Annotated in this window: 38 protein-coding genes; 37 read left to right on the forward strand and 1 reads right to left on the reverse strand. The window is 67.4% G+C overall.

All coding sequences use genetic code 11. From position 1 onward, the window contains the following. Positions 1 to 192 precede the first annotated feature (192 nt). The 37 genes from ACFCZ1_RS24310 (at position 193) to glmM (ending at position 24740) form a co-directional block, all read left to right on the forward strand. Positions 193 to 1314: a hypothetical protein gene (locus tag ACFCZ1_RS24310; RefSeq protein WP_376680387.1), complete on the forward strand. Its 1122-nt coding sequence runs from the start codon at positions 193 to 195 to the stop codon at positions 1312 to 1314. Between the two features lie 469 nt (positions 1315 to 1783). Then, positions 1784 to 2092, forward strand: coding sequence for a 30S ribosomal protein S10 (rpsJ, locus tag ACFCZ1_RS24315; protein ID WP_003948644.1), 309 nt, complete (start codon positions 1784 to 1786; stop codon positions 2090 to 2092). A 14-nt stretch (positions 2093 to 2106) separates the two neighbouring features. Further along, positions 2107 to 2751 carry a 50S ribosomal protein L3 gene (gene rplC / locus ACFCZ1_RS24320; protein ID WP_007265899.1) on the forward strand — a complete coding sequence of 215 codons (645 nt, stop codon included), beginning with the start codon at positions 2107 to 2109 and terminating at the stop codon, positions 2749 to 2751. Between the two features lie 4 nt (positions 2752 to 2755). Beyond that, positions 2756 to 3406: a 50S ribosomal protein L4 gene (gene rplD / locus ACFCZ1_RS24325; RefSeq protein WP_266880617.1), complete on the forward strand. Its 651-nt coding sequence runs from the start codon at positions 2756 to 2758 to the stop codon at positions 3404 to 3406. Then, positions 3406 to 3729, forward strand: a complete 324-nt coding sequence (rplW, locus tag ACFCZ1_RS24330) for a 50S ribosomal protein L23 (protein WP_030154694.1) — start codon at positions 3406 to 3408, stop codon at positions 3727 to 3729. Before rplD ends, rplW begins: the two co-directional genes overlap by 1 nt. Before the next feature lie 39 nt (positions 3730 to 3768). After that, positions 3769 to 4605, forward strand: a complete 837-nt coding sequence (gene rplB / locus ACFCZ1_RS24335) for a 50S ribosomal protein L2 (protein WP_008739715.1) — start codon at positions 3769 to 3771, stop codon at positions 4603 to 4605. A 12-nt stretch (positions 4606 to 4617) separates the two neighbouring features. Next, positions 4618 to 4899, forward strand: coding sequence for a 30S ribosomal protein S19 (gene rpsS / locus ACFCZ1_RS24340; protein WP_008739713.1), 282 nt, complete (start codon positions 4618 to 4620; stop codon positions 4897 to 4899). A gap of 43 nt (positions 4900 to 4942) precedes the next feature. Continuing rightward, positions 4943 to 5290, forward strand: coding sequence for a 50S ribosomal protein L22 (rplV, locus tag ACFCZ1_RS24345; RefSeq protein ID WP_007265904.1), 348 nt, complete (start codon positions 4943 to 4945; stop codon positions 5288 to 5290). After that, the gene (gene rpsC, locus ACFCZ1_RS24350; protein WP_008739710.1) at positions 5290 to 6132 is read left to right on the forward strand and encodes a 30S ribosomal protein S3; all 843 of its coding nucleotides are present in this window, start codon (positions 5290 to 5292) and stop codon (positions 6130 to 6132) included. The genes rplV and rpsC overlap by 1 nt, the downstream gene beginning before the upstream one ends. 5 nt (positions 6133 to 6137) lie before the next feature. Then, entirely contained in the window at positions 6138 to 6557 is a 420-nt protein-coding gene (rplP, locus tag ACFCZ1_RS24355; RefSeq protein ID WP_008739704.1) for a 50S ribosomal protein L16, read from the forward strand. Next, positions 6557 to 6781 carry a 50S ribosomal protein L29 gene (gene rpmC / locus ACFCZ1_RS24360; RefSeq protein ID WP_008739703.1) on the forward strand — a complete coding sequence of 75 codons (225 nt, stop codon included), beginning with the start codon at positions 6557 to 6559 and terminating at the stop codon, positions 6779 to 6781. Before rplP ends, rpmC begins: the two co-directional genes overlap by 1 nt. Further along, entirely contained in the window at positions 6781 to 7062 is a 282-nt protein-coding gene (rpsQ, locus tag ACFCZ1_RS24365) for a 30S ribosomal protein S17 (RefSeq protein WP_030008467.1), read from the forward strand. The genes rpmC and rpsQ overlap by 1 nt, the downstream gene beginning before the upstream one ends. 106 nt (positions 7063 to 7168) lie before the next feature. Next, a complete protein-coding gene (gene rplN / locus ACFCZ1_RS24370) occupies positions 7169 to 7537 on the forward strand; it encodes a 50S ribosomal protein L14 (RefSeq protein ID WP_008739701.1) in 369 nt (122 codons plus the stop codon). Between the two features lie 2 nt (positions 7538 to 7539). After that, positions 7540 to 7863 carry a 50S ribosomal protein L24 gene (gene rplX, locus ACFCZ1_RS24375; RefSeq protein WP_073912889.1) on the forward strand — a complete coding sequence of 108 codons (324 nt, stop codon included), beginning with the start codon at positions 7540 to 7542 and terminating at the stop codon, positions 7861 to 7863. Further along, complete coding sequence (gene rplE, locus ACFCZ1_RS24380) at positions 7863 to 8414, forward strand: 50S ribosomal protein L5 (protein WP_030154702.1); 552 nt, start codon at positions 7863 to 7865, stop codon at positions 8412 to 8414. The genes rplX and rplE overlap by 1 nt, the downstream gene beginning before the upstream one ends. A gap of 5 nt (positions 8415 to 8419) precedes the next feature. After that, positions 8420 to 8605: a type Z 30S ribosomal protein S14 gene (locus ACFCZ1_RS24385; protein WP_003956452.1), complete on the forward strand. Its 186-nt coding sequence runs from the start codon at positions 8420 to 8422 to the stop codon at positions 8603 to 8605. 223 nt (positions 8606 to 8828) lie between these two features. Continuing rightward, positions 8829 to 9227, forward strand: coding sequence for a 30S ribosomal protein S8 (gene rpsH, locus ACFCZ1_RS24390; protein ID WP_007265911.1), 399 nt, complete (start codon positions 8829 to 8831; stop codon positions 9225 to 9227). Between the two features lie 20 nt (positions 9228 to 9247). Beyond that, positions 9248 to 9787: a 50S ribosomal protein L6 gene (gene rplF / locus ACFCZ1_RS24395; RefSeq protein ID WP_376680388.1), complete on the forward strand. Its 540-nt coding sequence runs from the start codon at positions 9248 to 9250 to the stop codon at positions 9785 to 9787. 2 nt (positions 9788 to 9789) lie between these two features. Next, the gene (rplR, locus tag ACFCZ1_RS24400; RefSeq protein WP_030026334.1) at positions 9790 to 10173 is read left to right on the forward strand and encodes a 50S ribosomal protein L18; all 384 of its coding nucleotides are present in this window, start codon (positions 9790 to 9792) and stop codon (positions 10171 to 10173) included. Positions 10174 to 10218: 45 nt separating this feature from the next. Next, positions 10219 to 10824 (forward strand): 30S ribosomal protein S5, encoded by a 606-nt coding sequence (rpsE, locus tag ACFCZ1_RS24405; protein WP_030298218.1) that lies wholly within the window; start codon positions 10219 to 10221, stop codon positions 10822 to 10824. Continuing rightward, positions 10824 to 11006, forward strand: coding sequence for a 50S ribosomal protein L30 (rpmD, locus tag ACFCZ1_RS24410; protein ID WP_005313525.1), 183 nt, complete (start codon positions 10824 to 10826; stop codon positions 11004 to 11006). Before rpsE ends, rpmD begins: the two co-directional genes overlap by 1 nt. Position 11007: 1 nt before the next feature. After that, a complete protein-coding gene (rplO, locus tag ACFCZ1_RS24415; protein ID WP_008739693.1) occupies positions 11008 to 11463 on the forward strand; it encodes a 50S ribosomal protein L15 in 456 nt (151 codons plus the stop codon). A 187-nt stretch (positions 11464 to 11650) separates the two neighbouring features. Next, entirely contained in the window at positions 11651 to 12964 is a 1314-nt protein-coding gene (secY, locus tag ACFCZ1_RS24420; RefSeq protein ID WP_362395166.1) for a preprotein translocase subunit SecY, read from the forward strand. Further along, entirely contained in the window at positions 12964 to 13611 is a 648-nt protein-coding gene (locus tag ACFCZ1_RS24425) for an adenylate kinase (RefSeq protein ID WP_376680389.1), read from the forward strand. Before secY ends, ACFCZ1_RS24425 begins: the two co-directional genes overlap by 1 nt. A gap of 93 nt (positions 13612 to 13704) precedes the next feature. After that, entirely contained in the window at positions 13705 to 14556 is an 852-nt protein-coding gene (gene map / locus ACFCZ1_RS24430) for a type I methionyl aminopeptidase (RefSeq protein ID WP_376680390.1), read from the forward strand. Between the two features lie 316 nt (positions 14557 to 14872). Continuing rightward, complete coding sequence (gene infA, locus ACFCZ1_RS24435) at positions 14873 to 15094, forward strand: translation initiation factor IF-1 (RefSeq protein WP_003956442.1); 222 nt, start codon at positions 14873 to 14875, stop codon at positions 15092 to 15094. A gap of 74 nt (positions 15095 to 15168) precedes the next feature. Further along, positions 15169 to 15282, forward strand: a complete 114-nt coding sequence (gene rpmJ, locus ACFCZ1_RS24440; RefSeq protein WP_003956441.1) for a 50S ribosomal protein L36 — start codon at positions 15169 to 15171, stop codon at positions 15280 to 15282. Between the two features lie 198 nt (positions 15283 to 15480). Then, positions 15481 to 15861, forward strand: a complete 381-nt coding sequence (gene rpsM, locus ACFCZ1_RS24445; RefSeq protein ID WP_007265919.1) for a 30S ribosomal protein S13 — start codon at positions 15481 to 15483, stop codon at positions 15859 to 15861. Between the two features lie 54 nt (positions 15862 to 15915). After that, entirely contained in the window at positions 15916 to 16320 is a 405-nt protein-coding gene (rpsK, locus tag ACFCZ1_RS24450; RefSeq protein WP_003956432.1) for a 30S ribosomal protein S11, read from the forward strand. Positions 16321 to 16470: 150 nt separating this feature from the next. After that, positions 16471 to 17493: a DNA-directed RNA polymerase subunit alpha gene (locus ACFCZ1_RS24455; RefSeq protein WP_007265920.1), complete on the forward strand. Its 1023-nt coding sequence runs from the start codon at positions 16471 to 16473 to the stop codon at positions 17491 to 17493. A gap of 92 nt (positions 17494 to 17585) precedes the next feature. Next, positions 17586 to 18059, forward strand: coding sequence for a 50S ribosomal protein L17 (gene rplQ, locus ACFCZ1_RS24460; RefSeq protein WP_376680391.1), 474 nt, complete (start codon positions 17586 to 17588; stop codon positions 18057 to 18059). Positions 18060 to 18166: 107 nt separating this feature from the next. Beyond that, on the forward strand, positions 18167 to 19018 hold the full coding sequence (gene truA, locus ACFCZ1_RS24465) for a tRNA pseudouridine(38-40) synthase TruA (RefSeq protein ID WP_376680392.1): 852 nt from the start codon (positions 18167 to 18169) through the stop codon (positions 19016 to 19018). Positions 19019 to 19062: 44 nt separating this feature from the next. Further along, on the forward strand, positions 19063 to 20691 hold the full coding sequence (locus tag ACFCZ1_RS24470) for an ABC-F family ATP-binding cassette domain-containing protein (RefSeq protein ID WP_376680393.1): 1629 nt from the start codon (positions 19063 to 19065) through the stop codon (positions 20689 to 20691). A gap of 67 nt (positions 20692 to 20758) precedes the next feature. Further along, a complete protein-coding gene (locus ACFCZ1_RS24475; RefSeq protein ID WP_376680394.1) occupies positions 20759 to 22006 on the forward strand; it encodes a glycosyltransferase family 87 protein in 1248 nt (415 codons plus the stop codon). A gap of 231 nt (positions 22007 to 22237) precedes the next feature. Beyond that, positions 22238 to 22681: a 50S ribosomal protein L13 gene (gene rplM / locus ACFCZ1_RS24480; protein ID WP_376680395.1), complete on the forward strand. Its 444-nt coding sequence runs from the start codon at positions 22238 to 22240 to the stop codon at positions 22679 to 22681. A 42-nt stretch (positions 22682 to 22723) separates the two neighbouring features. Next, entirely contained in the window at positions 22724 to 23245 is a 522-nt protein-coding gene (gene rpsI, locus ACFCZ1_RS24485; protein ID WP_215143970.1) for a 30S ribosomal protein S9, read from the forward strand. 136 nt (positions 23246 to 23381) lie between these two features. Continuing rightward, entirely contained in the window at positions 23382 to 24740 is a 1359-nt protein-coding gene (gene glmM, locus ACFCZ1_RS24490; protein WP_376680396.1) for a phosphoglucosamine mutase, read from the forward strand. 7 nt (positions 24741 to 24747) lie between these two features. Here the strand turns inward: glmM and ACFCZ1_RS24495 are convergent, their stop codons facing one another. Next, a complete protein-coding gene (locus tag ACFCZ1_RS24495) occupies positions 24748 to 25719 on the reverse strand; it encodes a DUF389 domain-containing protein (RefSeq protein WP_376680397.1) in 972 nt (323 codons plus the stop codon). Positions 25720 to 25738: the final 19 nt, after the last annotated feature.

Consider the following 25738-nt stretch of genomic DNA (forward strand, 5'->3'; position numbering starts at 1 on the left):
GACGATCCCGAACCTGGTGGTCGTGCCCGTGGTGGACGGGAAGGTCAGCTTCTACAACAACCAGGGCACCGTCGACCTCATCGCCGACATCACGGGGTACTTCAGCAAGTGATCTAGATTGCGTGCATCCGCAGGTGAGAGGCTCCGCACCGGATGGTGCGGGGCCTCTCGGCCGTCATCGAGGGGTGGGACATGAGGAACGGCGACGACGTCAACGACAGGCCGGGCATCTCCGACGAGGAGTGGGCCCGGTTCCAGGAACAGGCCGCCGCGGGGGCGGGCAGCCCGCCGAGGGAGCCGTCGGCGAGGGCCCGCATGGTCACGGAGCGGCTGCGCGGCGAGCCGGAACCGGCGGGCTGGCGCACCGCGGCCGCACCGCGGCGAAGGGCGGGCGGGCGCCGGCTCAAGGCGGCCGCGGCGATCGTCTTCATCGCCGGGCTCGCGCTGGTCGCCGTACGCCCCGAGCTGGTGATCGACCGGGTCACGGGCAAGGCGCAGGCCCGGCAGGACGCCGCGAAGGCGGGCCCGCTGGCCGCGGAGACGGGGCGCCCGACCGCCCCGCCGCCCTCGGTGGACCCGGACCGCCCGACCCTGCAGGAACCTTTCCGGGGCTCCCCGGCCCTCCAGTGGGCGGACGGCGCCGCCGGAATCGAACTTCCCGCGGCCGAGGCCGTCGGAGGGGTGTCGCAGGAGAGGGTCGCGGAGGCGCTCCGGCAGGCCAAGGCGTTCCTGGTCGCGGCCAACCTGGACCCGGCGGTCCTGAAGGGGGAGCGGCCCGAGGCGGCCCTGGCCCTGCTGGACCCCAAGGACAAGGAGCTGTCCGCGCACCTGGAGAAGTCCCTGGCCCAGCCGGGCAAGGAGCAGGACCCGATGAACCTGTTCACCCGGTACAACCCGGCCGAGGTGAAGCCCGTGGGAGACGTGGTCAAGGTCCGCGGCCGGATGTGGGTGGAAGCCGGGGAGGAGGCCGGCCAGGCCGACGTCCGGCTCGACTACTCGTTCGTCTACCCGCTGGTCAAGGCCGCGCCGGGAGCGGATCAGGTCGAGCGGACCATCGTGCGCCGCGAGATCACCTTCACGGTGGCCGACCCGCGCACGTGGCAGGTCACCGCCGGCCGGCTCCGGCTCGGCGACCACCGCGTCGACATAGCCAACAGCGCCTGCGAGGTGTACGACGGGTACGTGCACCCGGCCTTCGACGCGGATCCGGTGACCGGAGTCACGCCCTCGGGGACGCCCCAGGACCCGTACGACCGGAGCAAGAGCATCGAGGCGACCAGCAGGGACGGCTGCGGGACGGTGACCCGGTCCTGACCGGCGGAGATACCCCGCCGGGCGGACACGGGTGCGGCAGTTTGACCACTCAGCGTGGCGGGGTATTCTCTTCCGCCCGATTGGCCAGGTACGTGCCTCGTATGGCAGACTACTCAAGTTGCTCGGTTGAGTGCCGATGTTGCACGCCTCCCGCCGGGAGGACCGGAAGCGAGTCCCACAGTACTCGTCGTCCTTAATCTGCCTTTCGGGGCAGCAATGGGGACGGACGTACGGGAATCTTCTGGGAAGTGTCAGCACGGTGCCCACCAGGCACTCGGTGGGTGTTTCTCCCCCGCAGCGCGGTCCCGGGACCGCACCCCCTTGGAGAGGGAATTTCCGTATGGGAATTTTCTGTAGAGGGAGTGCGACACGCCCGACCGCGTGGGTCGGAGGAGAGGCCGCGGGATCCGTCCCGCAGCCGGCCGGGGGCCAGAGCGTTTCCACATAGAGACAGGACTACGGAGTAGCCATGGCGGGACAGAAGATCCGCATCCGGCTCAAGGCCTACGACCACGAGGTCATCGACTCCTCGGCGAAGAAGATCGTCGAGACGGTGACGCGCACTGGTGCGTCGGTCGCGGGCCCGGTGCCGCTGCCCACTGAGAAGAACGTGTACTGCGTCATCAAGTCGCCGCACAAGTACAAGGACTCGCGCGAGCACTTCGAGATGCGCACGCACAAGCGCCTGATCGACATCCTCGACCCGACGCCCAAGACCGTTGACTCGCTGATGCGCCTGGACCTTCCGGCCGGCGTTGACATCGAGATCAAGCTCTGAGAGGCGTCGAGAAGATGGCAAAGCAGATCAAGGGCGTCCTGGGCGAGAAGCTCGGCATGACCCAGGTCTGGGACGAGAACAACCGTGTCGTCCCGGTGACCGTTGTCAAGGCCGGGCCCTGCGTCGTTACCCAGGTCCGTACGAACGACATCGACGGCTACGAGTCGGTCCAGATCGCCTTCGGCGAGATCGACCCGCGCAAGGTGAACAAGCCCCTCAAGGGCCACTTCGCCAAGGCCGACGTGACCCCCCGCCGCCACCTGGTGGAGCTCCGCACCTCCGACGCCAGCGAGTACACGCTCGGCCAGGAGATCACTGCTGAGGTGTTCGAGTCCGGCGTCAAGGTTGACGTCACGGGCAACAGCAAGGGCAAGGGCTTCGCCGGTGTCATGAAGCGGCACAACTTCCGGGGCCTCGGCGCCGGTCACGGTGTCCAGCGCAAGCACCGCTCCCCCGGTTCGATCGGTGGCTGCGCCACCCCTGGGCGTGTCTTCAAGGGCATGCGCATGGCTGGTCGTATGGGCAACGAGCGCGTCACCACCCAGAACCTGACCATCCACGCGGTTGACGCGGAGAAGGGTCTGCTGCTCATCAAGGGCGCGGTCCCCGGTCCGAACGGCGGCCTCGTCCTGGTCCGTACCGCGGCCAAGGGGGCTTGAGGTAATGAGCACCATTGACATCCTTTCGCCGGCAGGCGACAAGGCCGGTACCGTCGAGCTCCCCGCGGAGATCTTCGACGCGAAGACCAGCGTTCCGCTGATCCACCAGGTCGTTGTCGCCCAGCTGGCAGCTGCCCGTCAGGGCACGCACAAGACCAAGCGTCGCGGCGAAGTCCGTGGTGGTGGCCGCAAGCCGTACCGCCAGAAGGGCACCGGCCGCGCCCGTCAGGGTTCGACCCGCGCTCCGCAGTTCGTCGGCGGTGGCGTCGTCCACGGCCCGCAGCCGCGTGACTACTCGCAGCGGACCCCCAAGAAGATGAAGGTCGCCGCCCTCCGCGGTGCCCTCTCGGACCGTGCGCGTCACTCCCGCATCCACGTCGTCACCGGCGTGGTCGAGGGTGCCGCCTCCACGAAGGCCGCCAAGACGCTGTTCGGCAAGATCTCGGAGCGCAAGAACGTGCTCCTGGTCGTCGAGCGTGCCGACGAGGCCGCGTGGCTGTCCGCCCGCAACCTGCCCCAGGTTCACATCCTGGAGCCGGGCCAGCTGAACACGTACGACGTGATCGTCTCTGACGACGTGGTCTTCACCCAGGCCGCTTTCGAGTCCTTCGTGTCTGGCCCCAAGGCCGATGAGACCGAAGGGAGCGACGCCTGATGTCTGAGGCGACCGTTACCAGCAAGACCTTCACCGACCCGCGCGACCTGCTGATCAAGCCGGTTGTCTCGGAGAAGAGCTACGCGCTGCTGGACGAGAACAAGTACACGTTCATCGTCGCGCCCGGCTCCAACAAGACCCAGATCAAGCAGGCCGTGGAAGCGGTCTTCGGGGTCAAGGTCACCGGGGTCAACACGATCAACCGTCAGGGTAAGCGCAAGCGCACCAAGACCGGTTTCGGCAAGCGCGCTGACACCAAGCGCGCCATCGTGACCCTCGCTGAGGGCGACCGAATCGACATCTTCGGCGGCCAGGCCTCCTAACGGAGGTCTAGTCGTCCGGAATCGGACGAGGACTGAGAAATGGGTATCCGCAAGTACAAGCCGACGACCCCGGGCCGTCGTGGCTCCAGCGTCGCCGACTTTGTCGAGATCACGCGGTCCACGCCGGAGAAGTCGCTGGTTCGCCCTCTGCACAGCAAGGGCGGCCGTAACAACACCGGCCGGATCACCGTTCGCCACCAGGGTGGTGGACACAAGCGCGCCTACCGCGTGATCGACTTCCGTCGTCACGACAAGGACGGCGTGCCGGCCAAGGTCGCGCACATCGAGTACGACCCCAACCGCACCGCGCGCATCGCGCTCCTGCACTACGCGGACGGCGAGAAGCGCTACATCATCGCGCCGAAGGCTCTGAAGCAGGGCGACCGGATTGAGAACGGCCCCACGGCCGACATCAAGCCCGGCAACAACCTGGCCCTCCGCAACATCCCGGTCGGTACCACGATCCACGCGATCGAGCTCCGTCCCGGTGGTGGCGCCAAGTTCGCCCGTTCCGCGGGTGCCTCCGTGCAGCTGCTGGCGAAGGAGGGCACGATGGCCCACCTTCGTATGCCTTCCGGTGAGATCCGCCTGGTCGACGCGCGCTGCCGCGCCACCGTCGGCGAGGTCGGCAACGCCGAGCAGTCGAACATCAACTGGGGCAAGGCCGGCCGCATGCGCTGGAAGGGCGTTCGCCCGTCCGTCCGCGGTGTCGCGATGAACCCGGTTGACCACCCGCACGGTGGTGGTGAGGGCAAGACCAGTGGTGGTCGCCACCCGGTCTCCCCGTGGGGTCAGAAGGAGGGTCGTACTCGCTCGCCGAAGAAGGCTTCGAGCAAGTACATCGTCCGCCGCCGCAAGACGAACAAGAAGCGCTAGGAGCGGGTTTAGATGCCGCGCAGTCTCAAGAAGGGGCCCTTCGTCGACGACCACCTCGTAAAGAAGGTGGACGTCCAGAACGAAGCCGGCACCAAGAACGTCATCAAGACCTGGTCCCGTCGCTCGATGATCATCCCCAGCATGCTGGGTCACACCATCGCGGTGCACAACGGCAAGACCCACGTCCCGGTGTTCGTCACCGAGTCGATGGTCGGCCACAAGCTCGGCGAGTTCTCGCCGACTCGCACCTTCCGCGGCCACGTCAAGGACGACCGGAAGTCGAAGCGCCGCTAAAGGCGGGGTGGTTACGACTATGACTTACACCGAAGGGACAACCATGGAAGCCAGGGCCCAGGCGCGGTACATCCGCGTCACGCCCATGAAGGCCCGCCGAGTGGTGGACCTTATCCGTGGCATGGATGCCACGGAGGCTCAGGCGGTCCTGCGTTTCGCCCCGCAGGCCGCGAGCGTGCCGGTTGGCAAGGTGCTTGACAGCGCCATCGCCAACGCCGCACACAACTACAACCACCCGGACGCCTCCACGCTGGTCATCAGCGAGGCGTACGTGGACGAGGGCCCGACCCTGAAGCGGTTCCGTCCGCGTGCGCAGGGCCGTGCCTACCGGATCCGCAAGCGGACCAGCCACATCACCGTGGTCGTCAGCAGCAAGGAAGGTTCCCGGTAATGGGCCAGAAGGTAAACCCGCACGGGTTCCGGCTCGGCATCACCACCGACTTCAAGTCGCGTTGGTACGCCGACAAGCTGTACAAGGACTACGTCAAGGAAGACGTCGCCATCCGTCGGATGATGACGTCCGGCATGGAGCGCGCCGGCATCTCGAAGGTTGAGATCGAGCGCACCCGTGACCGCGTGCGTGTGGACATCCACACCGCTCGTCCGGGCATCGTCATCGGCCGCCGTGGCGCCGAGGCCGACCGCATCCGCGGTGACCTCGAGAAGCTCACGGGCAAGCAGGTCCAGCTGAACATCCTCGAGGTCAAGAACCCCGAGCTCGATGCCCAGCTGGTTGCCCAGGCCGTTGCCGAGCAGCTCTCCTCCCGCGTCTCCTTCCGTCGCGCCATGCGTAAGAGCATGCAGGGCACGATGAAGGCCGGCGCCAAGGGCATCAAGATCCAGTGTGGCGGCCGTCTCGGCGGCGCCGAGATGTCCCGCTCCGAGTTCTACCGCGAGGGTCGTGTGCCGCTGCACACGCTGCGCGCGAACGTGGACTACGGCTTCTTCGAGGCCAAGACCACCTTCGGCCGTATCGGTGTGAAGGTCTGGATCTACAAGGGCGACGTCAAGAACATCGCCGAGGTTCGCGCCGAGAACGCTGCGGCCCGTGCGGGTAACCGCCCGGCCCGTGGCGCGCAGGGCGCTGGCGACCGTCCCGCCGGCCGTGGTGGCCGTGGTGGCGAGCGCGGCGGCCGTGGTGGCCGCAAGCCGCAGCAGGCTGCTGGTGCCGAGGCCCCCAAGGCCGACGCTCCCGCCGCCGCTCCGGCCGAGAGCACCGGAACGGAGGCCTGACCGACATGCTGATCCCTCGTAGGGTCAAGCACCGCAAGCAGCACCACCCGAAGCGCAGCGGTATGGCCAAGGGCGGTACTGAGGTCACGTTCGGCGAGTACGGCATCCAGGCGCTGACCCCGGCGTACGTGACGAACCGCCAGATCGAGGCGGCTCGTATTGCGATGACCCGCCACATCAAGCGTGGCGGCAAGGTCTGGATCAACATCTACCCGGACCGCCCGCTGACGAAGAAGCCTGCTGAGACCCGCATGGGTTCCGGTAAGGGTTCTCCTGAGTGGTGGATCGCCAACGTGCACCCGGGCCGGGTCATGTTCGAGCTGTCCTACCCGAACGAGAAGATTGCTCGTGAGGCGCTCACCCGCGCTGCTCACAAGCTTCCGATGAAGTGCCGGATTGTTCGGCGCGAGGCAGGTGAGTCGTGATGGCGACGGGAACCAAGGCGTCCGAGCTGCGTGAGCTCGGCAACGAGGAGCTCGTTGGCAAGCTGCGCGAGGCCAAGGAGGAGCTGTTCAAGCTCCGCTTCCAGGCGGCCACGGGTCAGCTGGAGAACAACGGCCGGCTCAAGTCCGTCCGTAAGGACATCGCTCGCATCTACACCCTGATGCACGAGCGTGAGCTCGGTATCGAGACGGTGGAGAGCGCCTGATGAGCGAGAACAACGTGACTGAGAAGACCGAGCGCGGTTTCCGCAAGACCCGTGAGGGTCTGGTCGTCAGCGACAAGATGGACAAGACCGTCGTCGTCGCCGTCGAGGACCGCGTCAAGCACGCCCTGTACGGCAAGGTCATCCGCCGTACGAACAAGCTCAAGGCTCACGACGAGCAGAACGCTGCCGGTGTCGGCGACCGCGTCCTCATCATGGAGACGCGTCCGCTGTCGGCGAGCAAGCGCTGGCGCATCGTCGAGATCCTCGAGAAGGCCAAGTAATTCGTCCGGGGGGTTTCCCCCGGATTCGTTCCGCCAGGCTCGGTGGGGGCCTCGCTCCTCGGAGTGAAGCCCCCACCGGGAACCGGCAGACAAACAGGAGATACACGTGATCCAGCAGGAGTCGCGACTGCGTATCGCCGACAACACTGGTGCAAAGGAGATCCTTTGCATCCGTGTTCTCGGTGGTTCCGGTCGCCGCTACGCGGGCATCGGTGACGTCATCGTCGCCACCGTCAAGGATGCGATCCCCGGTGGCAACGTGAAGAAGGGTGACGTCGTCAAGGCGGTCATCGTTCGCACCGTCAAGGAGCGTCGCCGCCAGGACGGCTCGTACATCCGCTTCGACGAGAACGCCGCCGTCATTCTGAAGAACGACGGCGACCCTCGCGGCACCCGTATCTTCGGCCCGGTGGGCCGTGAGCTGCGCGAGAAGAAGTTCATGAAGATCATCTCGCTCGCGCCGGAGGTGCTGTAAGCATGAAGATCAAGAAGGGCGACCTGGTTCAGGTCATCACCGGTAAGGACAAGGGCAAGCAGGGCAAGGTCATCGTCGCCTTCCCCGCTGAGAACCGCGTCCTCGTCGAGGGTGTCAACCGGGTCAAGAAGCACACCAAGGCCGGCCAGACCGCTGGTGGCTCGCAGACCGGTGGCATCGTGATCACCGAGGCGCCGATCCACGTCAGCAACGTTCAGCTGGTCGTGGAGAAGGACGGCCAGAAGGTCGTTACCCGCGTCGGTTTCCGCTTCGACGACGAGGGCAACAAGATCCGCGTTGCCAAGCGGACGGGTGAGGACATCTGATGGCTACCACTCCGCGTCTCAAGACGAAGTACCGCGAGGACATCGCGGGCAAGCTGCGTGAAGAGTTCTCCTACGAGAACGTCATGCAGATCCCCGGCCTCGTGAAGATCGTGGTCAACATGGGTGTGGGCGACGCCGCCCGCGACTCCAAGCTGATCGACGGCGCCATCAGGGACCTGACGACGATCACCGGTCAGAAGCCGGCCGTCACGAAGGCCCGCAAGTCCATCGCGCAGTTCAAGCTGCGCGAGGGTCAGCCGATCGGCTGCCACGTCACCCTCCGCGGTGACCGCATGTGGGAGTTCCTGGACCGTACGCTGTCGCTCGCGCTTCCGCGTATCCGTGACTTCCGTGGTCTGTCGCCGAAGCAGTTCGACGGCCGTGGCAACTACACCTTCGGTCTCACGGAGCAGGTCATGTTCCACGAGATCGACCAGGACAAGATCGACCGTACCCGGGGTATGGACATCACCGTGGTCACCACGGCGACCAACGACGCTGAGGGCCGCGCGCTCCTTCGTCACCTCGGCTTCCCCTTCAAGGAGGCGTAAGCGAGATGGCGAAGAAGGCTCTCATCGCGAAGGCTGCCCGCAAGCCCAAGTTCGGTGTGCGTGCGTACACCCGCTGCCAGCGCTGCGGTCGTCCCCACTCCGTGTACCGCAAGTTCGGCCTGTGCCGCGTCTGCCTTCGTGAGATGGCTCACCGTGGCGAGCTGCCGGGCGTGACCAAGAGCTCCTGGTAAATCCCCCTCGTCCGCAAGGACTTGGGAATTACCAGGCACTCTCGGTAAGCATCTGGACGGTGGGTGCCCGGCCCCGCATGCCTTAGGCTTGTGTGGTTGGGCGTCCGCCGCCCATAACGACTTACTACGCCGTAGGTCCCCGCACCGCACCCGTCCCGCCACTGAGTGGGGAGAGGGATGGCGCATACAGGAAACCCCGGCGAGAGAGGCCGAAGGCCACTTCATGACCATGACTGACCCGATCGCAGACATGCTCACGCGTCTGCGTAACGCTAACTCGGCGTACCACGACACCGTCGTGATGCCGCACAGCAAGATCAAGTCGCACATCGCAGAGATCCTCAAGCAGGAGGGTTTCATCACCGGCTGGAAGGTCGAGGACGCCGAGGTCGGCAAGAACCTCGTCCTCGAGCTGAAGTTCGGGCCGAACCGTGAGCGCTCCATCGCGGGCATCAAGCGGATCTCGAAGCCCGGTCTGCGCGTGTACGCGAAGTCCACCAACCTGCCGAAGGTGCTCGGCGGCCTGGGCGTGGCGATCATCTCCACGTCCCACGGTCTCCTCACCGGCCAGCAGGCAGGCAAGAAGGGCGTAGGTGGGGAAGTCCTCGCCTACGTCTGGTAGTCGGGAACGGAGGAAAAGCAATGTCGCGAATCGGCAAGCTCCCCATCCAGGTTCCCGCCGGTGTGGACGTCACCATCGATGGCAGCACGGTTGCCGTGAAGGGCCCCAAGGGTTCCCTCGCGCACACCGTTAAGGCGCCCATCGCAGTCGTCAAGGGCGAGGACGGCGTTCTGAACGTCACCCGCCCGAACGACGAGCGTCAGAACAAGGCCCTGCACGGCCTGTCCCGCACGCTGGTGGCGAACATGATCACCGGTGTGACCACGGGGTACGTCAAGGCTCTCGAGATCAGCGGTGTCGGTTACCGCGTGGCCGCGAAGGGCTCCAACCTGGAGTTCCAGCTCGGCTACAGCCACCCGATCCTGGTGGAGGCGCCCGAGGGCATCTCCTTCAAGGTCGAGTCGCCGACCAAGTTCTCGGTCGAGGGCATCGACAAGCAGAAGGTCGGCGAGGTCGCCGCCAACATCCGCAAGCTGCGGAAGCCCGACCCGTACAAGGCCAAGGGTGTCAAGTACGCCGGCGAAGTCATCCGCCGCAAGGTCGGAAAGGCTGGTAAGTAGCCATGGCATACGGTGTGAAGATCGCCAAGGGCGACGCGTACAAGCGCGCTGCCAAGGCTCGCCGCCACATCCGCATCCGCAAGAACGTCTCGGGTACGGCGGAGCGTCCGCGCCTCGTCGTGACGCGTTCGAACCGCAACATCGTTGCTCAGGTCATCGACGACCTCCAGGGTCACACCCTGGCGTCGGCGTCGACCCTGGACGCTTCGATCCGCGGTGGCGAAGGCGACAAGAGCGCCCAGGCCCAGGCAGTCGGCGCGCTCGTCGCCGAGCGTGCCAAGGCCGCGGGTGTCGAGACCGTCGTGTTCGACCGCGGTGGCAACCGATACGCCGGGCGCATTGCCGCTCTGGCTGACGCCGCCCGCGAAGCCGGGCTGAAGTTCTAAGCCCCGGTTCCGGGACTCACGGACGTAACAGAGAGAGGTAATCCAATGGCTGGACCCCAGCGCCGCGGAAGCGGTGCCGGTGGCGGCGAGCGGCGGGACCGGAAGGGTCGCGACGGTGGCCCTGCCGCCGAGAAGACCGCTTACGTTGAGCGCGTTGTCGCGATCAACCGCGTCGCCAAGGTTGTCAAGGGTGGTCGCCGCTTCAGCTTCACCGCGCTGGTCGTGGTGGGCGACGGTGACGGCACCGTAGGTGTCGGTTACGGCAAGGCCAAGGAAGTTCCCGCGGCCATCGCCAAGGGTGTCGAGGAAGCCAAGAAGAACTTCTTCAAGGTTCCGCGCATCCAGGGCACCATTCCTCACCCGATCACGGGCGAGCGTGCCGCGGGCGTCGTGCTGCTGAAGCCGGCTTCCCCCGGTACCGGTGTTATCGCCGGTGGCCCGGTGCGCGCCGTTCTGGAGTGCGCCGGCGTTCACGACATCCTGTCGAAGTCGCTCGGCTCGTCGAACGCGATCAACATCGTGCACGCGACCGTTGCAGCGCTCAAGGGCCTGCAGCGTCCCGAGGAGATCGCGGCTCGCCGTGGTCTGCCCCTCGAGGACGTTGCCCCCGCGGCTCTGCTCCGTGCGCGTGCCGGGGCGGGTGCTGCGTAATGGCCCGCCTCAAGATCACGCAGACGAAGTCGTACATCGGCAGCAAGCAGAACCACCGTGACACTCTGCGTTCGCTCGGGCTCAAGCGCCTGAACGACGTGGTCGTCAAGGAGGACCGCCCCGAGTTCCGCGGAATGGTTCACACCGTCCGCCACCTCGTGACGGTTGAGGAGGTTGACTAACATGGCTGAGAACAGCCCGCTGAAGGCCCACAACCTCCGTCCCGCCCCCGGTGCCAAGACCGCGAAGACCCGTGTCGGTCGTGGTGAGGCGTCGAAGGGTAAGACGGCCGGTCGTGGTACGAAGGGCCAGAAGGCCCGCTACCAGATCCCGCAGCGCTTCGAGGGTGGGCAGATGCCCCTCCACATGCGCCTGCCGAAGCTCAAGGGCTTCAAGAACCCGTTCCGCACCGAGTTCCAGGTCGTGAACCTGGACAAGCTCGGCGCTCTCTACCCCGAGGGTGGAGAGGTCACGGTGGCCGACCTGGTCGCCAAGGGCGCGGTTCGCAAGAACAGCCTCGTCAAGGTCCTGGGCCAGGGCGAGCTCTCCGTGGCGCTGCAGGTTTCGGTTGACGCCGTCTCCGCCTCCGCCAAGGAGAAGATTGCCGCTGCCGGCGGCACTGTCACCGAGCTCGTCTAAGACGAAATCAGTGGCTAAATAGCTCGAAACCCGACCGGGGATGCCTCACATATGGGGCATCCCCGGTTGGTCGTTCCACGGGAGGCACACTCGCCGGTAAGGTGGCGTGCACCTTTGCTTTGTCGTATTCGTCGATCCCTCAGACCGTCACCTCTGACGCAGTAGCGCGGGGGTCGCAGGAGGCACCGTGCTCACCGCGTTCGCCCGGGCGTTCAAGACGCCCGACCTGCGCAAGAAGCTGCTCTTCACGCTCGGCATCATCGTGCTGTACCGGCTCGGGTCCCACATCCCGGTACCCGGCGTGAGCTACAAGAACGTTCAGATCTGTGTCGACCAGGCAGGCAGCAGCAACGGGCTGTTCGGTCTCGTCAACATGTTCAGCGGCGGCGCGCTGCTGCAGATCACGATCTTTGCGCTCGGCATCATGCCGTACATCACCGCGAGCATCATCCTGCAGCTGCTGACCGTGGTCATCCCGAAGCTGGAGAACCTCAAAAAAGAGGGACAGTCCGGCACGGCGAAGATCACTCAGTACACGCGCTATCTGACGGTCGCGCTCGCGATCCTGCAGGGCACCGGCCTCGTCGCCACCGCCCGCACCGGTGCCCTGTTCCAGGGCTGCCAGGTCGCCAGCCAGATCGTCCCGGACCGGTCCATCTTCACCACGATCGTCATGGTGGTCACCATGACCGCCGGTACCTGTGTCGTCATGTGGCTCGGTGAGCTCGTCACCGACCGCGGCATCGGCAACGGCATGTCGATCCTCATGTTCATCTCGATCGCCGCCGGCTTCATCGGAGCCCTCTGGCAGATCAAGCTCCAGGGCAAGATCGCCGACGGCTGGGTCGAGTTCGGTGTCGTGATCCTCGTCGGCCTCGCGATGGTGGCCCTGGTGGTCTTCGTCGAGCAGGCGCAGCGCCGGATCCCGGTCCAGTACGCGAAGCGCATGATCGGCCGCCGCGCGTACGGCGGCACCTCGACCTACATCCCGCTGAAGGTGAACCAGGCCGGTGTCATCCCGGTCATCTTCGCCTCGTCGCTGCTGTACATCCCGGCGCTGATCGTCCAGTTCAGCGGTTCGACCGCGGGATGGGCCACCTGGATCCAGAAGCACTTCGTCAAGGGTGACCACCCTTACTACATCGCGACCTACTTCCTCCTGATCGTCTTCTTCGCGTTCTTCTACGTGGCGATTTCGTTCAACCCCGAGGAAGTTGCAGACAACATGAAGAAGTATGGTGGGTTCATCCCGGGTATCCGCGCCGGTCGACCTACCGCCGAGTACCTGAGCTACGTACTCAACCGGATCACCTGGCCGGGGTCGCTGTACCTGGGTCTCATCGCTCTTGTGCCGACGATGGCGTTGGCGGGCTTCGGAGCGAACCAGAACTTCCCGTTCGGCGGGACGAGCATCCTGATCATCGTGGGTGTGGGTCTGGAAACCGTGAAGCAGATCGAGAGCCAGCTCCAGCAGCGTAATTACGAAGGGTTCCTCCGCTGATGCGAATCGTCCTCGTTGGACCGCCCGGTGCCGGCAAGGGAACGCAGGCCGCGTTCCTCGCCAAGAACCTGTCGATCCCGCACATCTCCACGGGCGACCTGTTCCGGGCCAACATCAGCCAGAACACCGAGCTCGGCCTGCGCGCCAAGGCGTACATGGATGCCGGTGACCTCGTCCCCGACGAGATCACCATCGGTATGGCCAAGGACCGCATGGAGCAGGCCGACGCGGTGAACGGCTTCCTGCTCGACGGCTTCCCGCGCAACGTCTCGCAGGCCGAGGCGTTGGACGAGATGCTCCAGGCGGCGAGCATGAAGCTCGACGCCGTCCTCGACCTCGAGGTCGAGGAGGACGAGGTCGTCAAGCGGATCGCCGGCCGGCGGATCTGCCGCAACGACTCCGCGCACGTCTTCCACGTCACGTACGCCCCGCCGAAGGCCGAGGGTGTCTGCGACACCTGCGGCGGCGAGCTGTACCAGCGCGGCGACGACTCGGAGGACACCGTCCGTAACCGGCTGGAGGTCTACCACACGCAGACCGAGCCGATCATCGACTACTACAAGGCCCAGGGCCTGCTCGTGACCATCCCCGCCCTCGGTGAGGTCGCGGACGTCACGAAGCGCGCGATGGAAGCGCTGCAGAAGTAGTCACCCTTGTTGTGCAGGTACGGCCGCGGTGTCCCCAGGGCATCGCGGCCGTACTGTTGAGAAGACTCGTTTCGAAGCCGGAAGGTACGTTTCATGGTCCAGATCAAGACCCCCGAGCAGATCGCGAAGATGCGCGAGGCGGGGCTGGTCGTCGCCGCGATCCACGCGGCGACCCGTGAGGCGGCCGTTCCGGGCGCCACGACGCGGGATCTGGACATGGTGGCCCGCAAGGTCATCGCGGACGCCGGGGCCAAGTCGAACTTCCTCGGCTACGGCGGTTTCCCCGCGACCATCTGCACCTCGGTGAACGAGGTCGTCGTCCACGGCATCCCGGACGACAAGACGGTCCTCAAGGACGGCGACATCATCTCGATCGACGCCGGCGCGATCGTCGACGGCTGGCACGGGGACGCGGCCTACACCGCTTTCGTGGGCACCGGGCACGCCCCTGAGCTCGTGGAGCTGTCCCGGGTGACCGAGGAGTCCATGTGGGCCGGCATCGCCGCCATGAAGCTCGGCAACCGCCTCGTGGACATCTCGAAGGCGATCGAGACGTACATCAAGCGCCAGCCGCGTCCGTCCACCGGTGAGCACAGCCTCGGCAAGTTCGGGATCATCGAGGACTACGGCGGCCACGGCATCGGGTCCGAGATGCACATGGACCCCCACCTCCTGAACTACGTCTCGCGCAAGCGGGGCAAGGGGATCAAGCTGGTCCCGGGCGTCTGCCTGGCGATCGAGCCGATGGTCTCCCTGGGAACGGCCGCGACCGAGGTCCTGGCGGACGACTGGACGGTCATCACGACGGACGGCACCTGGTCCTCGCACTGGGAGCACTCCATCGCCCTGACCGAGGCCGGCCCCATCGTCCTGACCAGCCCGGACTGCGGCAAGGCGAAGCTGGCGGAGTACGGGGTCACCACGGCCCCGGACCCCCTGGGCTGATCCCGGCCGGTGCGTCGGCTCCGGCTCCGGCCCGCCCAGCTGCCACTGGGAGGGCCGGCCGACGGACGGAGTCGGGCGCGGCCGCGCGAAGCACGTGAGGCGCGTCAGCGCCGAGCTCGCGGGCGCGGCACGGGGAGGCAGGACCGGGGTCACCACCGCCCCGGACCTCCCCGGTTAATGATCTACACTCTGGGGCAAACTTTCCGGATTCGTTTTTCTGGGAGCCCTGACGTAGACTGACTCGTCGGCTCTCGTGCACTTCCATGCCTGCATGGCGCGCGAGACCGATCAAGGTAGCCGATTCGAAAGGCGAAGCGTGGCCAAGAAGCAAGGTGCCATCGAAATCGAGGGCACCGTGATCGAGTCCCTCCCGAACGCGATGTTCAAGGTGGAACTGCAGAACGGTCACAAGGTCCTCGCGCACATCAGCGGCAAGATGCGCATGCACTACATCCGCATCCTCCCGGATGACCGGGTCGTCGTGGAGCTGTCTCCGTACGACCTGACGCGTGGCCGGATCGTCTACCGATACAAGTAGATCTTGTCCTCACTCCTGCCTGGGCGTCTTGTCCCGGTGCGGGTGGTGGCACTGACCCGGAGAACCTCACCAACATGAAGGTCAAGCCGAGCGTCAAGAAGATCTGCGACAAGTGCAAGGTGATCCGCCGTCACGGTCGGGTCATGGTCATCTGCGACAACCTGCGCCACAAGCAGCGCCAGGGCTGACGCACGCCGACCGACCTGCCTTCCGCAGTTCTTCGCGCGACGTAAGAAAACGTACATACGCAGAATCCGCCCAGCCCTTTGCGGGGCCGGCGGCACCTCCGGCGGGGGCCGGGGACCCGGACGTACCATCACCCACTTCGGGTGGTCGGCGGTCGGGACTGGTTCTGCGGAAGACCCCCGAACACACAGGAGCCATTTGTGGCACGCGTTTCCGGTGTTGACATCCCGCGCGAAAAGCGTGTGGAGATCGCACTCACCTACGTCTTCGGTATCGGGCGCACCCGGTCCAAGGAGATCCTCGCCTCCACCGGCGTGAACCCGAACACCCGCGTTCGTGACCTGGCCGAAGAGGACCTCGTCAAGATCCGCGAGTACGTGGACGCCAACCTCCGTACCGAGGGTGACCTCCGCCGCGAGATCCAGGGCGACATCCGTCGCAAGATCGAGATCCAGTGCTACCAGGGCATCCGCCACCGTCGTGGCCTGCCGGTGCACGGTCAGCGCACCAGCACGAACGCTCGTACCCGCAAGGGCCCGCGTCGCGCGATCGCCGGTAAGAAGAAGCCGGGCAAGAAGTAGTCCTGTTCAGCGGTCTTGCGCTGTAGGACCGACCACCTCCCGTAGGAGATTTAGATGCCCCCCAAGGGTCGTCAGGGCGCTGCCAAGAAGGTGCGCCGCAAGGAAAAGAAGAACGTCGCTCACGGGCACGCCCACATCAAGAGCACGTTCAACAACACCATCGTTTCGATCACCGACCCCTCGGGCAACGTGATCTCCTGGGCCTCCGCCGGCCACGTCGGCTTCAAGGGCTCGCGCAAGTCCACCCCCTTCGCCGCGCAGATGGCCGCCGAGTCGGCCGCCCGCCGCGCGCAGGAGCACGGCATGCGCAAGGTTGACGTCTTCGTCAAGGGTCCGGGCTCCGGCCGCGAGACCGCGATCCGCTCCCTCCAGGCCACCGGCCTCGAGGTCGGCTCGATCCAGGACGTCACCCCCACCCCGCACAACGGCTGCCGCCCGCCGAAGCGCCGCCGCGTCTGACGCAGCGGACGCACAGTTGCGTTCTTGAGTGTCCGGGCGGTACGACCCCTTCGGGGGACGTGCCGCCCGTACCCTTGCAGTAGCCGTACTCCGGTACGGCATCCCGTCGGGCGTCAAATAGTGGGCGTCCACGAATGAAGGAACACAGACATGCTTATCGCTCAGCGTCCTTCGCTGACCGAAGAGGTCGTAGACGAGTACCGCTCGCGGTTCGTGATCGAGCCGCTGGAGCCGGGCTTCGGCTACACCCTCGGTAACTCCCTGCGCCGTACGCTCCTGTCCTCGATCCCGGGTGCCGCTGTCACCAGCATCCGCGTGGACGGCGTCCTGCACGAGTTCACCACCGTGCCGGGTGTCAAGGAAGACGTCACCGACATCATCCTCAACATCAAGCAGCTGGTCGTCTCCTCGGAGCACGACGAGCCGGTCGTGATGTACCTGCGCAAGCAGGGTCCCGGCCTGGTCACCGCTGCCGACATCGCGCCCCCGGCCGGTGTCGAGGTGCACAACCCGGACCTGGTCCTCGCCACGCTCAACGGCAAGGGCAAGCTGGAGATGGAGCTGACCGTCGAGCGCGGTCGCGGCTACGTCTCCGCCGTCCAGAACAAGCAGCTGGGCCAGGAGATCGGCCGTATCCCGGTCGACTCCATCTACAGCCCGGTCCTCAAGGTCACCTACAAGGTCGAGGCGACCCGAGTCGAGCAGCGCACCGACTTCGACAAGCTGATCGTCGACGTCGAGACCAAGCAGGCCATGCGCCCGCGTGACGCCATGGCGTCCGCCGGCAAGACCCTGGTCGAGCTGTTCGGTCTGGCGCGCGAGCTCAACATCGACGCCGAGGGCATCGACATGGGCCCGTCCCCCACGGACGCCGCCCTGGCCGCCGACCTGGCGCTGCCGATCGAGGAGCTGGAGCTCACCGTTCGGTCGTACAACTGCCTCAAGCGCGAGGGCATCCACTCCGTGGGTGAGCTCGTCGCCCGCTCCGAGGCCGACCTGCTCGACATCCGCAACTTCGGTGCGAAGTCGATCGACGAGGTCAAGGCGAAGCTGGCCGGCATGGGCCTGGCCCTCAAGGACAGCCCGCCCGGATTCGACCCGACTGCCGCCGCCGACGCCTTCGGCGCCGACGACGACGCGGACGCCGGTTTCGTCGAGACCGAGCAGTACTAAGCAGCACCCGTAGATCTTTCCCGCGGCATCCGCCTCGGGGGAACTGACACCGGTACCTGACACGGCCGGTGCAGATATGAAGGAGTAACACCATGCCGCGTCCCGCAAAGGGTGCCCGTCTGGGCGGCAGCGCCGCGCACGAGAAGCACCTTCTCGCGAACCTCGCGAAGGCGCTCTTCGAGCACGGCCGCATCACCACCACCGAGGCCAAGGCCCGTCGCCTGCGTCCCTACGCCGAGCGTCTGGTCACCAAGGCCAAGAAGGGCGACATCCACAACCGTCGCCTGGTGCTGCAGACGATCACGGACAAGAGCATCGTGCACACGCTGTTCACCGAGATCGCCCCGCGCTACGAGAACCGCCCCGGTGGTTACACGCGCATCACCAAGATCGGCAACCGTCGTGGCGACAACGCCCCGATGGCCGTGATCGAGCTGGTCGAGGCCCTTACGGTCGCCCAGCAGGCCACCGGTGAGGCCGAGGCCGCCACCAAGCGCGCGGTCAAGGAGGCGGAGGCCAAGGCCGAGGCCACCGAGGCCCCCGCCGAGGAGACCAAGGAGGCCTGATCCCGCTTCGGGATCGAGCTTGCTTGATCGGCTTTGAACGGGCCCGCCCCTTCCGGGGGTGGGCCCGTTCTCCGTTTCTGAAAGACCCGCCTGAGAGGATCTGTCACGTGAGTGACGAGGTGGAGCCCGGGCACGTCCGGGTGCGGCTGGACCTGAGCTACGACGGCAAGGACTTCTCCGGCTGGGCGAAGCAGCGCGTGCTGCGGACCGTCCAGGGCGAGCTGGAGTCGGCCCTGCAGACCGTGATGCGGCTGTCCGAGCCCGTCGAGCTGACCGTGGCCGGGCGTACGGACGCGGGTGTGCACGCCCGCGGCCAGGTCGCGCAGTTCGACCTGGCCGAGGAGGTCTGGGCCGAGCACCACGACAAGCTGCTGCGCCGCCTCGCGGGCAGGCTGCCGCACGACGTACGGGTGTGGAAGGTCGCCGAGGCCCCGCAGGGCTTCAACGCGCGTTTCTCGGCCATCTGGCGCCGCTACGCCTACCGCGTGGGCGACCACCAGGGCGGCGTCGACCCGCTGCGCCGCGGGCACGTGCTGTGGCACCAGTGGCCCCTCGACGTGGACGCCATGAACGAGGCCGCCGCCCCGCTGCTCGGCGAGCACGACTTCGCCGCGTACTGCAAGAAGCGCGAGGGCGCCACGACCATCCGTACGCTCCAGCAGCTCAGCTGGGAGCGCGCCGACGACGGGATCATCACCGCGACCGTCCGCGCCGACGCCTTCTGCCACAACATGGTCCGCTCGCTGGTCGGGGCCCTGCTGCACGTGGGCGACGGCCACCGGCCGACCGACTGGCCGGGCAAGGTGCTGGAAGCCGCCGTACGGGACTCCTCGGTGCACGTGGTCAAGCCGCACGGGCTCACGCTGGAGGAGGTCGGCTACCCGGCCGACGAGCTGCTGGCGGCGCGCAGCAAGGAGGCCCGCAACGTGCGGACCCTTCCCGGAGCCGGCTGCTGCTGACGCCCCCCTAATCCGTTTGGGCGGATCGGTGCCGGACCTGGACAATGCCCGGCATGGGACATCTCGAAGCCAGCCACCTGGAGTACTACCTTCCCGACGGGCGGGTACTGCTCCCTGACGTCTCCTTCCGGGTGGGGGAGGGGTCGGTGGTCGCCCTCGTGGGGGCGAACGGGGCCGGCAAGACCACCCTGCTGAAACTGATCTCCGGGGAGCTCCAGCCGCACGGCGGCGGGGTCACCGTCAGCGGCGGGCTCGGCGTGATGTCGCAGTTCGTGGGGTCCGTGCGGGACGAGACGACCGTACGGGACCTGCTGGTGTCGGTGGCGCAGCCACGGATCCGGGAGGCCGCGAAGGCCGTGGACCGGGCCGAGCAGCTGATCCTGACGGTCGACGACGAGGCCGCGCAGATGGCGTACGCGCAGGCGCTCAGCGACTGGGCCGACGTGCAGGGCTACGAGGCGGAGACCCTGTGGGACGTCTGCACCATGGCCGCGCTGGCCGTCCCGTACGACTCGGCGCAGTTCCGCGAGGTGCGCACGCTGTCGGGCGGTGAGCAGAAGCGGCTCGTCCTGGAGGCGCTGCTGCGCGGGCCGGACGAGGTGCTGCTGCTCGACGAGCCGGACAACTACCTCGACGTCCCGGGCAAGCGGTGGCTGGAGGGCCAGCTGAAGGCCACCCGCAAGACCGTGCTGTTCGTGTCGCACGACCGGGAACTGCTGTCCACGGCCGCCGAGAAGATCATCAGCCTGGAGCCGAGCCCGATGGGCACGGACGTGTGGGTGCACGGTGCGGGCTTCGGCACGTACCACGAGGCCCGCAAGGAGCGCTTCGCGCGCTTCGAGGAGCTCAAGCGGCGCTGGGACGAGGAGCACGCCCGTCTGAAGGCCCTGGTGCTGCGGCTGCGCAACCAGGCGGCGTCCAGCCCCGACATGGCCTCGCGCTACAAGGCGATGCAGACCCGTTTCCAGAAGTTCGAGGAGGCCGGCCCGCCGCCGGAGCCGCCGCGCGAGCAGGACATCCGGATGCGGCTCAAGGGCGGCCGTACGGGCGTGCGCGCGCTCACCGTGGAGAACCTGGAGCTCACGGGCCTGATGAAGCCCTTCTCGCTGGAGGTCTTCTACGGCGAGCGGGTGGCGGTCCTCGGCTCGAACGGCTCCGGGAAGTCTCACTTCCTGCGGCTGCTGGCGGGCGAGGACGTCACGCACACGGGCACGTGGAAGCTGGGCGCGCGGGTGGTTCCCGGCCACTTCGCGCAGACGCACGCGCATCCCGAGCTGTTCGGGCGCACGCTCGTGGACATCCTGTGGACGGAGGCCGCCAAGCCCCTGGGCGCGGCGATGGGGGTGCTGCGCCGCTACGAGCTGGAGCGTCAGGGCGACCAGCCCTTCGAGAAGCTGTCGGGCGGCCAGCAGGCGCGCTTCCAGATCCTGCTGCTGGAGCTGGCGGGGACCACGGCGCTGCTGCTGGACGAGCCGACGGACAACCTGGACCTGGAATCCGCGGAGGCGCTCCAGGACGGCCTGGAGGCCTACGAGGGCACCGTGCTGTGCGTCACGCACGACCGCTGGTTCGCGCGCACATTTGACCGTTACCTGGTCTTCGGTTCGGACGGTGTTGTGCGGGAGACTCAGGAACCCGTCTGGGACGAACGTAGAGTCGAACGCAAGCGCTAGGGGGGCGACCGCCCCTCGGCCGGAGTGAGGGGAAGTCGCCGTGGGGCTGCGGCCTAGCATCTGGCTGATGAAGTGGGAGACCTCCGGCAACCGGCTGATCGACTGGCTGCTGCGGCCCGCCTCACGGCCCTGGCAGCTCCTCTCGCTCGCGGTGCTGCTGGGGATCGCCGTCTCCACGAGCCTGCGGGAGAACTGGGGCTCGGACAACGCCTTCGTGGTCAAGGCCGCGCAGACGCTGCTGGCGGGCGGGTCCCCGTACGAGGACAAGCGCTTCCTGTACCTGCCCAGTGCCGTGCTGATGGCGGTGCCGGAGGCGCTGCTGCCGCAGACGGTGCTGAGGTGGACCCTGCCGGTCGCGATGTCGGCGCTGCTGGGCGCGGGCTGGCTGGCGGCGCTGCGGCTGTTCTCGGTGCCGTTGCGCTCGCGCTTCGCGGTGGTCGGCTTCCCGGTCCTCGCCCTCGCCTACAAGCCGTACGTCAACCTCGTGCTGATCGGCAACTGGACGGCCATCTCGGCGGCCGCGCTGCCGGTGGCCCTGCTGCTCGCGCACCGGCGGCACTGGGGGGCGGCCGGGCTGGTGGTGGGGCTGGCCATCGCCTGCAAGCCGATGCTGGTGCCGATGGGGCTGGTCTTCCTGGTCGCCCGGCGCTGGCGGGGGCTGGCCGCGGCGGTGCTGGTGCCGCTGGGGATCTCGCTGGCCGGTGCGCTGCTGATGCCGAGCCCGTCGCTGTTCTTCACCAAGACCCTGCCGTTCCTGCTCAAGGGGCAGGACTCGTACGCGCTGCCGTGGGACGCCTCGCCGATCGCGGTGCTGCCGCGGCTGGGGGTGCCGGAGCCGCTGGCGGTGCTGGTCGCCTTCGCGGGGGCCGGGACCGGCCTGTGGGCGGCCCGGGTGCGGTGGCGGCGTACGGACGATGCCGACGGCGGCGAGCTGCGGCTGGTGGAGACGGCCTGCATGGTGATGCTCGCCGCATTCCTGGTGTCCCGGCCGTCCTTCGACCACTACCTGCTGGTGGTGCTGCCGCTGCTGCTGGCCTCGGCGGTGCGGCCGGGCTCGATGCCGCGTTCGCCTTGGTTCTGGGCGGCCCTGGCCCCCCAGACGGCGGGGATCCCGTGGCCGTCGGAGCTGGACGCCAAGCGGCGCGCCTTCAAGGACTGCGCCACCCTGTGCGGGCTCGCGATTCTGCTGGCGCGTCGTGCGCTGCGCTCAGCTCGGGTTACCCTGGAGCCCGTAACAACTGCGGGGTCCCCACCCAGGACCGAACCGGAGTGCGCCGCGACGCCAGCAGAATCGGCATCGCGGACCGCGTTTTGACCCGTACGGGTTTGCTTGGGTACTCTGCTGGTTTGTTATGCGTATTGGCTTGCTCATTCTCACGTGAAAGGGCCTTGCGCCGGTCCACCGGGCCGATGACCAGCGGTTCACACGGGTTGCGTCCCCGATGTGAACGAGGGCTGTCGTGATCGTCCGTGGTGACCCTGTCAGGACCTTCCCGTAGGGCTTGCGCCCTTGGGATACCACCACTGAAGAAGCGAAGGCATACGCGTGCGTACGTTCAGCCCCAAGCCCGGCGACATCTCGCGCCAGTGGCTCGTCATCGACGCCCAGGACGTTGTCCTCGGCCGTCTGGCGACCCAGGCCGCTGCCCTCCTGCGGGGTAAGCACAAGCCGACTTACGCCCCCCACATGGACATGGGCGACTTCGTCATCGTCGTCAACGCCGACAAGGTTCACCTGTCCGGCAACAAGGCGTCGCAGAAGATGGCGTACCGCCACTCCGGCTACCCGGGTGGTCTCCGCTCCGTGCGGTACGACGACCTCCTGGCGAACAACCCGGAGAAGGCCGTCGAGAAGGCCATCAAGGGCATGCTCCCCAAGAACACCCTGGGCCGTCAGATGCTCTCGAAGCTGAAGGTCTACTCGGGCGACCAGCACCCCCACGCTGCCCAGCAGCCGGTGCCGTTCGAGATCACCCAGGTCGCGCAGTAGTTCCGGCCACCCCCTAAGACGTAGAAAATTCTGAGGAGCATCGTGGCCGAGACCACCGCCGAGACGACCCCCGTCGACGAGTTCGAGGGCAACGTCGAGGAGTACACCAGCGAGTCTGAGGTCGTCGTCGAGGGCGACTACACCTCCGAGTCCCTTGCCGGTCGCTTCGGCGACCCCCAGCCGGCTGCCGGCCTGGGCCGTCGCAAGAACGCCATCGCCCGCGTCCGGATCGTTCCGGGCACCGGCAAGTGGAAGATCAACGGTCGCACCCTTGAGGACTACTTCCCCAACAAGGTGCACCAGCAGGAAGTCAACGAGCCGTTCAAGCTCCTTGAGCTGGACAACCGCTACGACATCATCGCCCGCATCGCGGGTGGCGGCGTCTCCGGCCAGGCCGGCGCCCTGCGCCTCGGTGTGGCCCGTGCGCTGAACGAGGCGGACGTGGACAACAACCGCCCGGCGCTGAAGAAGGCCGGCTTCCTCTCCCGCGACGACCGTGCGGTCGAGCGCAAGAAGGCCGGTCTCAAGAAGGCCCGTAAGGCTCCGCAGTACAGCAAGCGTTAATCTGCGCCTGCTGTTCTGCAACGAAACCGCCCCGGCAGCACTCTCTGTGCTGTCGGGGCGGTTCGTTTACCGCCACAAGCGGCAAATACCTGTCACAAGCGGTCACAAAGCGAAGCGGAAACTCGGGAGGACAACAGTGGGACGACTCTTCGGGACGGACGGTGTACGCGGCGTCGCCAACGCGGATCTGACGGCGGAGCTCGCGCTCGGCCTCTCCGTGGCGGCAGCCCACGTACTGGCCGAGGCGGGTACCTTCGCGGGTCACCGCGCGACGGCCGTGGTCGGCCGGGACCCCCGGGCCTCCGGCGAATTCCTTGAGGCGGCGGTCGTGGCCGGCCTCGCGAGCGCGGGCGTGGACGTCCTGCGCGTCGGTGTGCTGCCCACCCCGGCGGTGGCGTATCTCACCGGTGCGCTGGGTGCCGACCTCGGCGTGATGCTCTCCGCCAGCCACAACGCCATGCCCGACAACGGGATCAAGTTCTTCGCGCGCGGCGGCCACAAGCTCGCCGACGAGCTGGAGGACCGCATCGAGTCGACCTACGAGCAGCACCGCACCGGCGCCCCCTGGGACCGGCCCACCGGCTCCGGCGTCGGCCGGGTCTCCGACTACACCGAGGGCTTCGACAGGTACGTCGCCCACCTCATCGGGGTCCTCCCCAACCGCCTCGACGGTCTGAAGGTCGTCCTTGACGAGGCGCACGGCGCGGCCGCGTACGTGTCGCCCGAAGCCTTCGCCCGGGCCGGCGCGGAGGTCGTCACCATCGGCGCCGAGCCCAACGGCCTGAACATCAACGACGGCTGCGGCTCCACCCACCTCGGCCTGCTCAAGGCGGCCGTGGTCGAGCACGGCGCGGACCTCGGCATCGCGCACGACGGTGACGCGGACCGCTGCCTGGCCGTGGACGGCACCGGCGCGGAGGTCGACGGCGACCAGATCCTCGCGGTGCTGGCGCTGGCCATGCGCGAGGCCGGGCAGCTGCGCGAGAACACCGTGGTCGGCACCGTGATGTCCAACCTGGGCTTCAAGCTGGCGATGGAGGGCGAGGGCATCCAGGTCGTGCAGACCGGGGTCGGCGACCGGTACGTGCTGGAGTCCATGAAGGAGCACGGCTACGCGCTGGGCGGCGAGCAGTCCGGCCACGTGATCATCCTCGACCACGCGACGACCGGTGACGGCACGCTGACCGGCCTGCTGCTGGCGGCGCGGGTCGCGGCCACCGGCAAGTCCCTGGCGGAGCTGGCCGGCGTCATGCAGCGGCTGCCCCAGGTGCTGATCAACGTTCCCGACGTGGACAAGTCCCGCGTGGGGACCTCCGGGGAGCTGGCGGCGGCGGTGGCCGACGCCGAGCGCGAGCTGGGCACCACCGGGCGGGTGCTGCTCCGTCCGTCGGGTACGGAGCCGCTCGTGCGGGTGATGGTGGAGGCCGCCGACATCGAGCAGGCCCTCGCGGTGGCCGGCCGGCTCGCCGACGTCGTGAAGTCGGCGCTGGGCTAACCCTGGGCTAACCCGCTCCGCCCGGCCTGAGTGGCGCACCCGGCTTCCGGATCATCCGGCCCTGCTGGGTGCGCCACAGCAGTTTCCAGGTGAGGAGGGTGAGCGTGCCCGAGAGGATGATGCCGCCCAGGTTCACCGCCAGCTGGATGCCCGAGCCCCACATCTGGGCGAAATCGCCGTAGCTGAGCGCCACGGCGGCGTTGGCGCCCGCCGGGACGGTGGTGACGGAGATCGCCACGCCGACCAGCGCCCCGGCCTTCGCCGACGTCAGCGACAGCATGCCGGCCACGCCGGCGAGCAGCGCCACGACGAAGGAGAACGGGTCGGGCTGCCAGATGAAGCTGGTGTTCGGCCGCGGGTCTTCGAGCAGTCGCTCGTGGAACAGGCCGAGCCCGTCCATCCCCAGACTGAAGACCGTCGTGGCCGCGATCGCCGCCGTGAAGCCGACCACCAGTGCCAGGAGCGATCGCCCGGCGAGCCTCGGGCGGCGCTGGACCAGGCCCGTGCAGACGCCGGCGAGCGGGCCGAACTCCGGGCCGACCGCCATGGCGCCCACGATCAGGATCGCGTTGTCCAGGACCACGCCGCAGGCCGCGATCATCGTCGCAATGATCATGAAGACGCCGTAGGTGAACGTGAGGGTGGATTCCTCGTGCGTCGACTCGGCGAGCTGTTCCCAGACCACCGCGTCGGCGGCCTCGCCCGGCGCCTCCTCCTCCGCGGCGTCGGCACGTGCGGAGATGGACAGGTCGATGTTCTCGACGGCGATCGAACCGGTCTTGTCGACGCCGAGCGAGCGCATCTCCTGCAGCAGCTCGTCGGCCGCCTCGCGGGCGACGTCGCACAGGACGAGATCGCCCCCGGGGTCGCGGGCGGCGCCGGGGAGCACGACCAGATGGGTGGTTCCCACCGTCCGGTCGATCAGCGCCACCACCTGCTCCGTGAGGTGGGGCGGGGTGATCATCCGCAGATGCAGCATTCCCGCACCCTAGCCACTG

This window comes from Streptomyces sp. NPDC056224, from assembly GCF_042267665.1.
In the GTDB taxonomy this organism is placed as follows: domain Bacteria; phylum Actinomycetota; class Actinomycetes; order Streptomycetales; family Streptomycetaceae; genus Streptomyces.

Bases quoted from the DNA above. Each gene is read 5' to 3' on its own strand.
- ACFCZ1_RS24310 (WP_376680387.1), top strand. From the start codon at position 193: ATGAGGAACGGCGACGACGTCAACGACAGGCCGGGCATCTCCGACGAG.
- rpsJ (WP_003948644.1), top strand. From the start codon at position 1,784: ATGGCGGGACAGAAGATCCGCATCCGGCTCAAGGCCTACGACCACGAG.
- rplC (WP_007265899.1), top strand. From the start codon at position 2,107: ATGGCAAAGCAGATCAAGGGCGTCCTGGGCGAGAAGCTCGGCATGACC.
- rplD (WP_266880617.1), top strand. From the start codon at position 2,756: ATGAGCACCATTGACATCCTTTCGCCGGCAGGCGACAAGGCCGGTACC.
- rplW (WP_030154694.1), top strand. From the start codon at position 3,406: ATGTCTGAGGCGACCGTTACCAGCAAGACCTTCACCGACCCGCGCGAC.
- rplB (WP_008739715.1), top strand. From the start codon at position 3,769: ATGGGTATCCGCAAGTACAAGCCGACGACCCCGGGCCGTCGTGGCTCC.
- rpsS (WP_008739713.1), top strand. From the start codon at position 4,618: ATGCCGCGCAGTCTCAAGAAGGGGCCCTTCGTCGACGACCACCTCGTA.
- rplV (WP_007265904.1), top strand. From the start codon at position 4,943: ATGGAAGCCAGGGCCCAGGCGCGGTACATCCGCGTCACGCCCATGAAG.
- rpsC (WP_008739710.1), top strand. From the start codon at position 5,290: ATGGGCCAGAAGGTAAACCCGCACGGGTTCCGGCTCGGCATCACCACC.
- rplP (WP_008739704.1), top strand. From the start codon at position 6,138: ATGCTGATCCCTCGTAGGGTCAAGCACCGCAAGCAGCACCACCCGAAG.
- rpmC (WP_008739703.1), top strand. From the start codon at position 6,557: ATGGCGACGGGAACCAAGGCGTCCGAGCTGCGTGAGCTCGGCAACGAG.
- rpsQ (WP_030008467.1), top strand. From the start codon at position 6,781: ATGAGCGAGAACAACGTGACTGAGAAGACCGAGCGCGGTTTCCGCAAG.
- rplX (WP_073912889.1), top strand. From the start codon at position 7,540: ATGAAGATCAAGAAGGGCGACCTGGTTCAGGTCATCACCGGTAAGGAC.
- rplE (WP_030154702.1), top strand. From the start codon at position 7,863: ATGGCTACCACTCCGCGTCTCAAGACGAAGTACCGCGAGGACATCGCG.
- ACFCZ1_RS24385 (WP_003956452.1), top strand. From the start codon at position 8,420: ATGGCGAAGAAGGCTCTCATCGCGAAGGCTGCCCGCAAGCCCAAGTTC.
- rpsH (WP_007265911.1), top strand. From the start codon at position 8,829: ATGACCATGACTGACCCGATCGCAGACATGCTCACGCGTCTGCGTAAC.
- rplF (WP_376680388.1), top strand. From the start codon at position 9,248: ATGTCGCGAATCGGCAAGCTCCCCATCCAGGTTCCCGCCGGTGTGGAC.
- rplR (WP_030026334.1), top strand. From the start codon at position 9,790: ATGGCATACGGTGTGAAGATCGCCAAGGGCGACGCGTACAAGCGCGCT.
- rpsE (WP_030298218.1), top strand. From the start codon at position 10,219: ATGGCTGGACCCCAGCGCCGCGGAAGCGGTGCCGGTGGCGGCGAGCGG.
- rpmD (WP_005313525.1), top strand. From the start codon at position 10,824: ATGGCCCGCCTCAAGATCACGCAGACGAAGTCGTACATCGGCAGCAAG.
- rplO (WP_008739693.1), top strand. From the start codon at position 11,008: ATGGCTGAGAACAGCCCGCTGAAGGCCCACAACCTCCGTCCCGCCCCC.
- ACFCZ1_RS24425 (WP_376680389.1), top strand. From the start codon at position 12,964: ATGCGAATCGTCCTCGTTGGACCGCCCGGTGCCGGCAAGGGAACGCAG.
- map (WP_376680390.1), top strand. From the start codon at position 13,705: ATGGTCCAGATCAAGACCCCCGAGCAGATCGCGAAGATGCGCGAGGCG.
- rpmJ (WP_003956441.1), top strand. From the start codon at position 15,169: ATGAAGGTCAAGCCGAGCGTCAAGAAGATCTGCGACAAGTGCAAGGTG.
- rpsK (WP_003956432.1), top strand. From the start codon at position 15,916: ATGCCCCCCAAGGGTCGTCAGGGCGCTGCCAAGAAGGTGCGCCGCAAG.
- ACFCZ1_RS24455 (WP_007265920.1), top strand. From the start codon at position 16,471: ATGCTTATCGCTCAGCGTCCTTCGCTGACCGAAGAGGTCGTAGACGAG.
- rplQ (WP_376680391.1), top strand. From the start codon at position 17,586: ATGCCGCGTCCCGCAAAGGGTGCCCGTCTGGGCGGCAGCGCCGCGCAC.
- ACFCZ1_RS24470 (WP_376680393.1), top strand. From the start codon at position 19,063: ATGCCCGGCATGGGACATCTCGAAGCCAGCCACCTGGAGTACTACCTT.
- ACFCZ1_RS24475 (WP_376680394.1), top strand. From the start codon at position 20,759: ATGAAGTGGGAGACCTCCGGCAACCGGCTGATCGACTGGCTGCTGCGG.
- ACFCZ1_RS24495 (WP_376680397.1), bottom strand. From the start codon at position 25,719: ATGCTGCATCTGCGGATGATCACCCCGCCCCACCTCACGGAGCAGGTG.